This is a genomic window from Maridesulfovibrio ferrireducens (assembly GCF_900101105.1).
Lineage (GTDB): Bacteria > Desulfobacterota > Desulfovibrionia > Desulfovibrionales > Desulfovibrionaceae > Maridesulfovibrio > Maridesulfovibrio ferrireducens.
The window spans coordinates 765065-777399 of the sequence record NZ_FNGA01000002.1; the positions used below are offsets into that span (position 1 = coordinate 765065).

A 12335-nucleotide genomic window follows, 5' to 3' on the forward strand; every position below is an offset into this window, starting at 1 on the left:
GTTTAGCCTTCTGCTAAAAGATGTTAGACTATTCAAAATCTGCCCCTTTCATTGTACTAAATATTTATAACGAGTTTCATTAATGCATGTACTTGTCACCGGCGCAACTGGACTTATCGGCTCCAACTTGATCCCTATCTTACAAGAACAGGGTTATAAAATCAGTGTTCTCGTCCGCGATCCAGAAAAAGCAAAGCGATGTCTAAGCACCGGCATAAAAATATGCCCCGGACATTTAAATGATGAAAAAACAATTGAAAAAGCGCTGAAAGGTTGCCGGTTTCTTTTCCACCTCGCCGCAGACTATCGACTATGGGTCCCTGACCCGCAAGCAATGTACCTCACCAACGTGGACGGCACTCGCCTGCTCATGACAAAAGCTCTCGAAGCTGGAGTTGAAAGGATTGTATATACCTCAAGTGTCTGCACATTAGGCTACCACACAGACGGAAGCCCCGCGAATGAAGACTTGAAATCCAGCTTAGAAAGCATGATCAGTCCTTATAAAAAATCAAAATTTCTAGCGGAAAAAGCAGTATCCAGAATGGTTAAGGAAAACGGTCTTCCTGCTGTTATTGTTAATCCGTCCACCCCGGTCGGCCCCGGTGATTCCCGTCCTACACCCACAGGAGCCATGATACTTAACACCGCCCGAGACGGTGGAAGGTTCTACGCCGAAACAGGGCTTAACATTGCCCATGTTGGAGATGTTGCCCGCGGTCATCTGCTGGCTCTAGAAAAAGGAACTATCGGCCGCAGATACATTCTCGGCGGCGATAATTTATATTTGAAAGAACTTTTCGCTATGACAGCTAAAGCAGCCGGTAAGCCCGGCCCCATGTGCAAGGTTCCCACTGCGGCCCTCTACCCCATTGCCATTATCAGCGAGATTCTTGCCCGCTTAAACCTGGTAGATGAGCCTGTGGCCACAATGGATAGCATCCGCATGGCCAGCAAAATAATGTTTTACAGTTCCAAAAGAGCAGAAACAGAACTTGGATATACCCATCGCCCGGCAATTCAAGCTGTTGAAGACGCTATCAAATGGTTCAAAGAAAACGGGATGCTTGCGTAAAGAATTATTTCAAAAAAAGACTCATATTTCTTTCTTGCTGCCAGCGCTTAAAAACTTTAAAAGACTCAAGAAAACGATAATAAAATTTAACATCATTACCCAGAGAATTGCCATAAACTCTCTTATGCAGGCCTTGAAATCCAGTGGACCTATGATGAACACACTCAAGTTGTCCAAGATATCTGACTTTGTAGCCGGACAAACGCAAATCGAGATGAAATGCCACGTCATCAAGTTGGCTCGGTGAAAAACATATATCAAAGTTAGGTACTTTTTCAAAACATTCTCTTCGCATCAAATGGCAACACCCCATAACATTATCTACATCCCTGCGAACATCATAAAGATTAAGATCTTTACTCCAAAAAGGAGTCCCTAAGCTGAGACGAAAAACGCCGTGTTTTACAATTGACACGTCTCTAAAAAGATACTGCAATGATCTATCGGGATTAACAACTTTGCACCCCACTGCTCCAATTTTCGAGTCTTCCTCAATTGCTGTAACCAGAGCTTCCAGCCAATTGACTGGGAGAGTCACATCATCGTCTAGAAACGCGATATATTCACTTTTTTTTGTAGTTAAAACATGGTTAACAAGATAGTTACGCGCCGCAGGGGCCCCCATGTTAATTGGAATATTTATTAATTCGATAGTAATACTCGGATAAGCCTTCTGGACCTTCTTCACAACACCGAGACTCCCGTCGGAACACCCGTTAAGCAAAACAAGAACTTCACATTTCTCGAGCGATGATTCACATACACTTTTCAGTGTCATATCCAACAATTCGGCCTTGTTGTAAGAATAGATACAAACGGAAACATCCTTACCGTCAAGAACATCTTTGCTAACAACAAAAGGCTGCTCCAATTCTCTTTTTGCAAGACTTATCGGCATCTGAACAGGATCAATTTCCAAAGATCTTTCAAATAACTTATAGGCTTCTTCACGATCTCCAATTTTTAGATAACTGCTAGCCAAATAATTACATAAAACTTCCGAATCCCTTCCACCTGAATCTTTAACCAAGTTCCAATAATGTACAGCCTTTTCAGACTGTCCATTTTTGGCATACAAAAAAGCCAACCTAGAAATCCAATCTTTTTTAAAAATCTCATGAATACCAATATCTTTATGCCACGGATCAATATCAATACCTGCCTGAATATCCAATTCAGCTAGCATATCAGCAAGGAGAAGATTGCTCTTATCTTTTTCCAGTTCAAGAAGAATCGCGGCATGTGCCTGAGCATACTTCCCCCTTTTGACAAAATGCTCCACCTTTGGCTGTAATACAGGATCTACGGATTCTCTTCCTAGCAACAACAACTTGGGTTTTGCTTCAGGAGATGGATATAATTGATGGAATATGGTTTGAATTGCGGAGTTGAAAGGAGTAAGTTTAGCCAGCTTATTAATTAAGTGTATGAAACATTTTGTCCCGTTTACATTTTTATTTAAGCCCGCATCAGATGCAAATCTATTAAAATAGGCGGCGCCGAGATCTTCATCCAGAACAAAATTACGTATATGGGTTACATAATGGAGACATACCTCATCAAGATTCAAAAAATTAAGCTCACTAACTATTCCAGCTGGCAAATACGCAAATTCCGCAGACATGACTTCTCCCACCTAGTGTTAATAAAAACCACAAAAATAAGCCGACTAAACTATATGACCGCTCCAATAACTATTGCAGCCTGCAACCCTGACCATACAGAATAAACTACCCAAGCATATGCCTGATTTCGTCAATTATTGCTTTGGAGTCCATAAGGGGCTTAAGAAAAATTGTATTTGAAACATTTAATGCTGCCCCCTGCTCAGAAGTCATCTGGTACTCTGGAGATCCCGTGTACACGATGTATTTCAATTTCGGCCACAGCTTTATGGCCGCATCAATAAACTCAGTTCCATCCATACCCGGAAGACGCAAGTCAACAATAGCCAAATCAATTTGAACAGTATCAAGCACCCGAAAAGCAACTTCGGCACTTTCAGCCTGATAAACGGTTAAGCCCTCATCTTCCAAAGCAATCGCCATACTTTCTCTGACATGAGTATCATCATCAAGAACTAATATTGTGTATGACATTTTGCTTCTCCTTAGCTATAAGGCCACTCCCTTTATCTCCACACTTAAGTTTTATCATTAAAATATAAAATATTATACAGCTTGAGCCTTATCATTTAAAAAAACATCTGCGGCTTCAAGGCTGGGCACAATATTTAAAATACGGTCCATCTTTACAGCATGAAAGATCTTCTGGATATGTTCATTTCTATTAACAAATACGACACTGCCCCCCTTACGCAGAGCGGCCTTATGCGCCTTGAAAAATACGGCAAGACACGAAACATCTATAAACAAAGCCTTATTAAGGTCAACGATGGTTCTGCCATCCCATTCCTCGGACAATTCATATAAACGAGGCTTCAGATGCTTTACAGTTTGCGTATTATATACCCCATGGAGAGAAAGGACCGTCGAATCACCTCGAATTTCTTCGAATAAATCAAACGGCAAAGAAGCAGTACGACCCTCCCCAGAGTCGAACTTATGTCCTGTGTCAATAATCTGATCAGACAAATTATCCGAAAAGACTCGATTATTCAGTAAATTAATACTGTTTGTTGTGTGCTTGTTTGTCATTAAATAAATCATGCATTATATATTCCAAAATTATAAACATGATAAAAAACTTAAAACAAAAATTATTGCTTAAAAAGCCAGTTAAGAGGCTCACCAAGACCTTTTTCAATAAATTCTTCTTTAGTAACAACCCTACATCCTTCAGGATGGAACGGTGACCATTTAACAAATTCTTCCGGGCTGGATGAATTATATGCAATCACACGTGACTTTCCCCATATAGCAGCCATGTGGCCCGGAGAAGAATCATTGCCAACAAACCAACAACATTCTGCAATAATTTCCGAAAGAAAAGCCACACTTCCTTCCAAATGAAAAACATTTTCTCCCTTTATTGCTTCCTGCACAAGTTCACGCTCAAACGGAGCACAAACAACCACAATAGGATATTCTACAGGGATTTTAGCGACTTCTGCGGCCCAGTAATCAAGAGACCATTTAAGCCCTCCCGAAGTTTTTCCAGCAGGATGTAGAACTACATATTTTCCGGGTTCGATGCCCTTTTCTGCCAAAACCTTCGCGACATCAGCCCTTGCTTGTGGGTCACGATGAAGAACGGGAGGAGCAAGCTCCACTTTTTGATCAAGAACAAAACTCATAAAATGGCTTCTCTTTTCAAGGACATGCACACCGTTAATATCCATTCCAATGTGATTCAAAAACTGAAAAGACCCTTTTAGTTTATTACCTATTCTAGCTTTCACTCCGCCCAGAAACGCTAAAATTTCATTACGGACCCCAGAACGAAAGTGCACTGAAACATCGTATTTATCCTTTCGCCATTCTTTTATTAACTCCCATTGACGATACAGCGAATCCTTCTTGCGATTGAAAATACAAACTTTATTGATCATTGGATTAGCTCTAACAAGTTCTGCACTGCCATCATCAACAACCATAGTTATATATGAATCAGGATAGATATTCTTAATAACTTTTAATGCGGAAAGAACAAGAAGAGTGTGTCCCAAAATGCCGTTAGAAATAATAAGCCAGCGGCCATCCTTGCAAGAAAATTTTACTTTTTTCATTTTGCCCCGAATCTATGATGAAAAGTGAATTTTTAACCATAGATTAAAAAGTCGTAAAATTAATCATCTGAAAGAATAAACTCGAAATAGCCATTCTTAACCAAGACACTTAAATCAAATACACCCTGTCATAAATATGCTAGTTTTACTACTCCATACAGACTATACAGAGCTCATCAACATCGCTAATATATTTAAATCATCATGCTACACATGATAAAAAACACATACGGAGGTTCAAAATGATTATTCTAACCGCAGCCCTTCAGGCAAAAAAAGGCAAAGAAACAGAAGTTGAACAAATACTCGTTCATATGGTGTCAGAAACGGCACAGGAAGAAGGAGCATTAGAATACAGACTGCATAAATCAAAAAATAACGACGGCAGCTTTTTATTTTATGAAAAATACTCGGGACAAACAGCGTTTGAAACTCATGTCGCATCTGCTCACTACAAGCAGCTAGGCGAACAGCTCGGTGGTTTACTGGCGAAAGAACCCATCATAGATTTTTATGATTTTATTACTGGAATTCCTGAATAAAAAAATTACAGACAACCCCGAAACAGAAACTATGCTTAAGGCTGTTCTATGAAAAAAATATTTTTTGCTCTCAGCTTTGTGCTCTTTTCTTCATCACTTCTCAGCAGCACTATTCTCACTGAAACGGCCCATGCCGGATTTCTTCCATATGGCAGAATGTATAAAGCTGCGAAAGATGACCGTGCTTATACAACACAAGCCAGAGATGTTAGACTTCAATTACAGCTTCATAAAACCATGCTGCTGGAAGCTCCATCAGACATCATAAATATAAGCTCTTATGTTTACCTCGAACACGGATTTCTTGTGGGAGAGGTAGACAGTGAAAATCAGAGTAAAGCGCTGGTAAGTGCAGCCGGAAAACTGGCAGGACTAAACGGTGTCAGCTACTATCTTCCTTTGAAGAAAACAAAGAATAAGCCGGAAACTTCCTCTGCACTTGAATTGAAACTGAAAAGTATGCTGGAGCCTGATTATCCTTCATCAAAACTTACGATAAAAGTAGTTCAGGATGTAGTTGTAGTCCTTGGAGTTTTAACTCATGAGGAGGAGAAAAAAGCACTGGATTCTCTTAAAAATTTCGCAGGTGTTGATAAAATAATAAACTTCATCCAAGCTCCTTCCACCCGAGAAGTAAAGCGAGGCCGCCCAAGACCTTTACGCAACCTTTTTTAATTAAAAGATATATTTCTCAGCAATAAAAAAAGGGAGCATTTGCTCCCTTTTTTTTATCTAAATCATATCTTTAAAGCTAAATCTAACTCTCTTTCTCTTCCGTATACAAATGCACATCTGTCTGCGGATAAGGGATTGAGATCCCGGCTTTATCAAAAGTAATCTTTATACCTTCCAGCAAGTCCCATCGAACTGCCCAATAATCTGAAGTTCTTACCCACGGACGTACAAGCAGATCCACGCTTGAATTGCCAAGTTCTCCTACCACAATTGCAGGCTTTGGATCTTTGAGAAGTCGCTTATCACCAGCAAGAATTTCTGCAAGAATTGCTTTTGCTTTTGGAATATCGTCCTCATATCCGATGCCGATTACGAGGTCGATACGCCTTGTCTTATTTGCGGTGGTATTAACAATTACCGCATTAAGAATTGAAGAATTAGGAACCACTACTTTCTGATTATCCGGAGTGGATAATTCTGTATAAAAGGCGGAAAGAGTCTGCACTGTCCCGGAAGTTCCGGCTATTGTGACGTAATCTCCCTTTTTAAAAAGACGCAGTACAATAAGCATAACCCCGGCGGCAAAATTTGACAGAGTATCTTTAAGAGCCAAGCCGACGGCAAGACCTGCGGCACCGAGTACAGCAAGAAAGGAAGTAATGTTAATCCCAGCCTGCCCGAGCGCCGCAACTACAAACGCAGCAAGCATTATGTAGTAAACAATATTCTGTATAAACGAGGTTAGAATATCATCAACCTTCGCTTTAAGCATAACCCGTTTAATCAAATTTGAAATCTGCCTTGAAGCAATTCTTCCTACAAAAAGGACTAAAAGAGCGACAATAAGCCTTAACCCGTAAAGGCTGACAAATCCAATGCCCTGCTCAAACAAATCTCTCAAAAAATCAGGATTTAAAAATCCCAACTGTTCGTCCAGAGAAGTATCTACCAAAATTTTGCTAACAATTCCGTCAGTTGCGTTCATATTTCTTCTTTTATTTTAAATTGTTTATTAATTTATCAAAACTAGTTCATCTAAAACAGATTCGAACATACATAATTCTGGTTTTCTTTAAAATATTTCAATTATAATTTTCTCAACATGACGATAAACAACCACACAATTATTCTCGAATAATTCTAACATGAAAGTGACAAAACCAACTTGATCAGTATATAAGATAGGTATCAAGAGAGGAACTACATGCTTGAACAAAAACGGCGTATTATATTACTGGCCATGATCATGGTCTTTCTTGTCGGTGCTGTCTCCATAATCAGCACATGGCTGCTGTACCAAACTTCACTTAATGAACAAAAGGCTCGATTAAGTGAATTAGTCGAAAGTCAAGCCAGCCTTACTCGCGAATTAAGCTTTATAAGCACAGAGCTTAATCTAGCAAAAGATAAAGATAATAATACGGAAAATTTTCTTTCCCATTTAGCACGAGCACACAAAAGATTCAAAATTGGGAGCAGCAGTGGCGAATTCACTGTAGGATTAAGATCTGACAAGAATATTCAATTCCTTATTTTAAATGGTGAAAGAATCACAGCAAACAAAGAATTTGCTTTCATCCCGTTTGGAAGCGCCCACGCCACCCCCATGCAGCTTGCTTTATCAGGAAAACGCGGCACACTAATAGATCTAGACTATAGAGGCCAAGAAGTCTTAGCAGCATACACATCAATAGTTTTTAAAGGTCAACTTATCGGCCTTGTCGCTAAACTTGACATAGAAGAAATAAAAAATCCCTTTTTTAAAGCTAACTTTACAATATTTACTTCAGGAATTCTACTTACCCTTTTCGGACTGTTTTTTTTCTTTAAGCTTAGTGAACCAATACTTCATAAAATCAAAAATAGTGAAAAAAATTATCGCAACCTGGTTGAAGGAGCCCACAGTCTTATTCTCCGCATTGACCAAAAAGGAATTATTAGTTTTGCTAATAGTTTCTCAAAAAAAATCTTTGAATCCAAAGAACAAAAAGTGGTTGGCCTTACAGCAGTGCAGGTACTAACCGGACAATCCACTGATCAAAACAGTTCTGCCCCGCTTCGTGCTATTTTAACATTCTTCGGAGAGGGAGAAGGCCCCCACGAGAAACCCATTTCTATTAATAACGGCAGTACCACGTGGATTTCCTGGAGAGTCAGAAAAATAATAGATTCAAAAGGAGAAGTTGAAGAACTGCTTTGCATCGGCAATGATACAACTGCAAACCATATCGCAAGAGAAAATTTACTGGAAAGTGAGTCCCGACATAGAATTATATTCGAAAATTCACCTTTGGGCATGGTCCGGCTTAATCCAGAAGGAACGATCCTTGATTGTAACAACAAATTAATTGAAATGTTAGGATCAACACGGGAAAAAACAATCGGCTTTAATGCAGCACAAAACGGCCCTCTCAAAATGCAAGAGGTTTTAAGAAATGCCCTCAATGGAAAATCCAGCATCTATGAAGATCTTTTTTCTGCAACAACCGGAAACAAAACCAGCTATATCCGAGCCATCTTTAATCCCGTATCGCCCGGTAAGTCCTCCACCGAAGTAATCGGCACACTCGAAGATATCTCTGAACGCATGAAAGTTGAAAAAAGACTTGCTGAAAGTGAAGAGAGATTCAGAGGAATAGCAATAGCTTCTCCGGTTGGCATCATCATCACAGATATTGAAGGACAGTTGCTTTACGCCAATGAGAGAATGAACGAACTTACCGGAATGAATTATACAGATCAGACAGGACATGCGTGGATGAACAGTGTCCAACAAGAAGACAAATCAAATATAAAAATAAATTGGTACGGAGCTGACTTCATAACTAAAAACCGTATAGAATTCCGCCTTATTCACCAGAAGGGACATACTTTATGGATTTTGGGACAAATCGTAGAGCTGAAAAACAGTGATGACCAGATGATCGGCTACGTTGTTACAATGACAGATATAACTCAAATTAAAACGGCAGAACAGGAACATAAAAGACTCTCGGCTGCCGTTGATCAGGCTGCCGAAGCAATTATGATAACCAGCATCGAGGGAATAATAACTTATGTAAATCCGGCTTTCCACGAAATTTCAGGCTATTCGCCTCAAGAAGCCATAGGTAAAAATCCACGTTTTCTTAAAAGCGGAGAGCAAGACATAACTTTCTACGACAACATGTGGGATACAATTTTAGGCGGACATATATGGAAAGGAATATTAGTTAATATCAAAAAAGATGGAAAACGTTACACGCAAGAAGCCACCATCGGACCGGTCAGGGATGAATCCGGTAAAATCATAAATTTTGTATGTGTCGCACGCGATATCAGTCAACAATTAATAATTGAAGCTCAACTGAGGCAAGCTCAAAAACTCGAGTCTATCGGAGAACTCGCCGCCGGGATTGCTCATGAGATAAATACTCCGACACAATATGTCAGCACCAACACTCAATTTATGGCAGAATCTTTCGCTACACTGCTCGGAATGATCAAGAATTGCAAAAACCTCATCGAAGCTCTCCAGTCAGGTAACACTCACAATGAATTGGTAGATATGGCCGAGACGGCTCTTGATGAAGAGGAGCTTGCATACTTAGAAGAAGACGTCCCTAAAGCTATTGCCGAATCTGTAATCGGACTGAAACGGATCTCTGAAATAGTCAAGTCAGTCAAACAACTGGCTCATCCCGGAGAAGTACACAAAGGACTCCATCATCTAAACGAAATAGTTCGCAACGCGGTTACTGTTTCTTCAAATGAATGGAAATATATTTCAGAGGTAGAATTGAATCTAGACGATAATTTACCTGAAATTTATTGTCTCAAAGGTGAAATAGGACAGGTGGTACTAAACCTTATAATCAACGGAGCACACGCTATCGAATCTAAAATAGGCACAGACTCCGAGGAAAAAGGGTGCATAACCATAACTACTTACAAAGAAAAGGAATGGGCGGTTCTGGAGGTTTCCGACACAGGGACAGGTATGCCCCAAAATGTTGTCGACCGCGCTTTCGATCCGTTCTTCACAACTAAAGAAGTAGGCAAAGGAACCGGACAAGGTTTAGCTATTACCCATAACGTCATTGTGAATATGCATAATGGTTTTATTAATGTAGACACAGAAGAAGGCAATGGGACAACATTTACAGTTAAGTTGCCTTTAAAGTAGACTGAATTACCAATTGCTCAGAATGGCAGATCTTTAAAAATAAGTCCCTCTTTGAGCAGAGCAATGCCGGCTTCGACGCAGTCACTGTCGAGCTTGATCCCTTTATCTTCCTCCAGAAACTTTATACAATCATCCTTACCCGAAGCTTGACGATATGGGCGTGTAGTCAGGATAGCGTCGATAGAGTCAGCTACCGCGATTATTTTTGATTCCAACAAAATTTCGTTCTCTTTTAATCCGTTCGGATACCCTGAACCATCTATCCGTTCATGATGCTCAAGCACAATTCGCTGAATCGGCCAATCCGTTTCCAATGTTTCGAAAATTTCAGACCCTACCAATGAATGAGTTTTAATGATTGCAAATTCGGCATCACTTAACGGTCCCGGCTTATTAAGTACGCCTGACGGAACTGCTATTTTACCAATATCATGAACCAAAGCAGCGAGATGCAATCCCTGAATAACATCAGGATTTAAACCGAGTCTGGTTGCGATAAGAGCTGAAATCTCAGCAGTCCGATCCATGTGCCCCGCAGTGTAGGGATCACGAAATTCAACCAACCGGGTAAAGGCGCGCAAAGTCCCTTCCAAAGCATCTTTCATACGTCTGACTACAACCAGCTCTCTAGCTGAATGAATCATTCTGAATTGATTAATCCCTGAAACGATGGCTTTGATTAAATCATCAGGGTGGCACGGTTTAGTCAAAAAACGGAAGATATCACCCTGATTCACTGCGCTCATTGCAATATTAAGATCAGCATATCCGGTCAAAACCATTCTGACGGTATCGGGATACAGTTCACGCACTCTGGATAAAAATTTTATCCCATCCATTACAGGCATTTTTATATCGGAGACAACAACCGTAAAAGGGGGAGAAGAATCTAACATATCAAGAGCAGCTTTGCCACCAAGAGCTGTGCTTACTGCGAATGTCGACCGAAAACTCCTGCTGTAACTTTGAAGGATATTCGGTTCATCATCTACAAAAAGAATGCGTTCTTTTGTGTAGTTTATATCTTTTGGCATAACAGTCCCCTACTCCGAAACAAGAACTAAAAGCGGAAGTTTTATTCCTATTTTCTCATCGAACATATGAATGCGATCAATTTTATCTTTATCTAACTCCAAACTCTTCCTGAGCAGCATGGCTCCCTGTTTGGATGTAACATCCTCATACAGAATCATACCTGAATATAAATGTTTAAGGCCAACCTCTTTGATAATATACCGAGCCTCTACACCGAGCATTCCCTCTAAATAATAAAGCAACTCAGGGTCATAGACTTCAGCAACTTTTTCAAGTTTGTCGAATGCTTTTTTTGGATTTTCAACGTTCTGCAAATGCAGGTCATAATCCAAAGCTACTTTGAGAATTCGCCCACCGAGAGGAATCTTTTCCCCTTTCACCGCATCACGAGGAGTCCCTGATCCATCAAACCCTTTCAGTTGATACGCTATCATTTCAGCAATAGCTTCAAGACGAGGCAGCTTGGCCACAAGGCTTTTAGCTATAACCGGGTGCATCTCAAACATCTGGAGCTGTTCAGGATTAAGCTTCTTTCCTTCAAGCAGCACATCAAGAGTTCCGGGAGGCAGGATGAGCGTCCCCAACTGCGAAAGCATGGTAGCTATATCATACCTCCAAAAATCTTTTACACCCTTTTTTTTTGCAAGATAACGAACGTAACGACGCACTCTATTTATACGTGCGCCGGATTCAGGCTTTATCAATGAAGTAATTTCACCGAGCAACTCAACACTGCCTTTCAGTGTTTTTTCGAGTAAAATACGTTTGCCGGTTACCAAGTCATATTGACTGACAGCCTCCTTGAGGTTTTCAAGCAGAACTTCATTTTCACACGGCTTTGTTAAAAAACGGAACACATGACCATCGTTAACTGCTCGTATTGCATTATCAAGGTCAGCATATCCGGTAAGCATAATTCTTGTTGTTTCAGGACTGCGCTTTCTTACTTCCCGTAAAAATTCTATGCCGTTCATTTTAGGCATACGATAATCAGAAACAACGGCAGCAAATGGTTTTTTATTATTCAAAGAAAGCAGTGCCATGGTCGGATCTTCTTCCGTTTCCACGTCATAAACCCCGCGCAGTTGTCTTTTCAACGCGGAAAGAACATTCGGTTCATCATCAACCAGTAAAATTCTAGACTTCATTTATGCT

The 12335-nt window shown here is 40.3% G+C and carries 11 protein-coding genes; 4 read left to right on the forward strand and 7 right to left on the reverse strand.

The window, feature by feature from the left end; translation table 11 throughout:
• Positions 1–82: 82 nt before the first annotated feature.
• Positions 83–1075 carry a hopanoid-associated sugar epimerase gene (gene hpnA / locus BLT41_RS08280; RefSeq protein ID WP_092160050.1) on the forward strand — a complete coding sequence of 331 codons (993 nt, stop codon included), beginning with the start codon at positions 83–85 and terminating at the stop codon, positions 1073–1075.
• A 4-nt stretch (positions 1076–1079) separates the two neighbouring features.
• Here the strand turns inward: hpnA and BLT41_RS08285 are convergent, their stop codons facing one another.
• The 4 genes from BLT41_RS08285 to BLT41_RS08300 all read right to left on the reverse strand — a co-directional run bounded on the left by BLT41_RS08285 (position 1080) and on the right by BLT41_RS08300 (position 4763).
• Positions 1080–2699: a glycosyltransferase gene (locus BLT41_RS08285; RefSeq protein WP_092160052.1), complete on the reverse strand. Its 1620-nt coding sequence runs from the start codon at positions 2697–2699 to the stop codon at positions 1080–1082.
• A 106-nt stretch (positions 2700–2805) separates the two neighbouring features.
• Positions 2806–3174: a response regulator gene (locus BLT41_RS08290; protein ID WP_092160055.1), complete on the reverse strand. Its 369-nt coding sequence runs from the start codon at positions 3172–3174 to the stop codon at positions 2806–2808.
• A 72-nt stretch (positions 3175–3246) separates the two neighbouring features.
• Positions 3247–3669 (reverse strand): STAS domain-containing protein, encoded by a 423-nt coding sequence (locus tag BLT41_RS08295; RefSeq protein WP_211477655.1) that lies wholly within the window; start codon positions 3667–3669, stop codon positions 3247–3249.
• Positions 3670–3794: 125 nt separating this feature from the next.
• Entirely contained in the window at positions 3795–4763 is a 969-nt protein-coding gene (locus tag BLT41_RS08300; RefSeq protein ID WP_092160063.1) for a glycosyltransferase family 9 protein, read from the reverse strand.
• Positions 4764–5005: 242 nt separating this feature from the next.
• On the opposite strand from BLT41_RS08300, the gene BLT41_RS08305 reads away from it, so the two are divergent.
• A complete protein-coding gene (locus tag BLT41_RS08305; RefSeq protein ID WP_092160065.1) occupies positions 5006–5305 on the forward strand; it encodes a putative quinol monooxygenase in 300 nt (99 codons plus the stop codon).
• Positions 5306–5353: 48 nt separating this feature from the next.
• Complete coding sequence (locus tag BLT41_RS08310) at positions 5354–5980, forward strand: BON domain-containing protein (RefSeq protein WP_092160067.1); 627 nt, start codon at positions 5354–5356, stop codon at positions 5978–5980.
• 82 nt (positions 5981–6062) lie between these two features.
• Here BLT41_RS08310 and BLT41_RS08315 read toward each other — a convergent pair whose 3' ends face one another.
• The gene (locus tag BLT41_RS08315) at positions 6063–6965 is read right to left on the reverse strand and encodes a mechanosensitive ion channel family protein (protein ID WP_092160068.1); all 903 of its coding nucleotides are present in this window, start codon (positions 6963–6965) and stop codon (positions 6063–6065) included.
• Between the two features lie 219 nt (positions 6966–7184).
• On the opposite strand from BLT41_RS08315, the gene BLT41_RS08320 reads away from it, so the two are divergent.
• Positions 7185–10145, forward strand: coding sequence for a PAS domain S-box protein (locus BLT41_RS08320; RefSeq protein ID WP_092160070.1), 2961 nt, complete (start codon positions 7185–7187; stop codon positions 10143–10145).
• 17 nt (positions 10146–10162) lie between these two features.
• On the opposite strand, the gene BLT41_RS08325 is transcribed toward BLT41_RS08320, so the two are convergent.
• Both BLT41_RS08325 and BLT41_RS08330 read right to left on the reverse strand, forming a co-directional pair.
• Positions 10163–11179, reverse strand: coding sequence for an HD domain-containing phosphohydrolase (locus BLT41_RS08325; protein WP_092160072.1), 1017 nt, complete (start codon positions 11177–11179; stop codon positions 10163–10165).
• Between the two features lie 9 nt (positions 11180–11188).
• Positions 11189–12328: an HD domain-containing phosphohydrolase gene (locus tag BLT41_RS08330; RefSeq protein ID WP_092160074.1), complete on the reverse strand. Its 1140-nt coding sequence runs from the start codon at positions 12326–12328 to the stop codon at positions 11189–11191.
• Positions 12329–12335 lie beyond the last annotated feature (7 nt).

Excerpts from the sequence above, each read along its gene's own strand:
- BLT41_RS08300 (WP_092160063.1), bottom strand. The coding sequence starts at position 4,763 with ATGAAAAAAGTAAAATTTTCTTGCAAGGATGGCCGCTGGCTTATTATT.
- BLT41_RS08305 (WP_092160065.1), top strand. The coding sequence starts at position 5,006 with ATGATTATTCTAACCGCAGCCCTTCAGGCAAAAAAAGGCAAAGAAACA.
- BLT41_RS08330 (WP_092160074.1), bottom strand. The coding sequence starts at position 12,328 with ATGAAGTCTAGAATTTTACTGGTTGATGATGAACCGAATGTTCTTTCC.
- BLT41_RS08315 (WP_092160068.1), bottom strand. The coding sequence starts at position 6,965 with ATGAACGCAACTGACGGAATTGTTAGCAAAATTTTGGTAGATACTTCT.
- BLT41_RS08310 (WP_092160067.1), top strand. The coding sequence starts at position 5,354 with ATGAAAAAAATATTTTTTGCTCTCAGCTTTGTGCTCTTTTCTTCATCA.
- BLT41_RS08285 (WP_092160052.1), bottom strand. The coding sequence starts at position 2,699 with ATGTCTGCGGAATTTGCGTATTTGCCAGCTGGAATAGTTAGTGAGCTT.
- hpnA (WP_092160050.1), top strand. The coding sequence starts at position 83 with ATGCATGTACTTGTCACCGGCGCAACTGGACTTATCGGCTCCAACTTG.
- BLT41_RS08320 (WP_092160070.1), top strand. The coding sequence starts at position 7,185 with ATGCTTGAACAAAAACGGCGTATTATATTACTGGCCATGATCATGGTC.
- BLT41_RS08325 (WP_092160072.1), bottom strand. The coding sequence starts at position 11,179 with ATGCCAAAAGATATAAACTACACAAAAGAACGCATTCTTTTTGTAGAT.
- BLT41_RS08290 (WP_092160055.1), bottom strand. The coding sequence starts at position 3,174 with ATGTCATACACAATATTAGTTCTTGATGATGATACTCATGTCAGAGAA.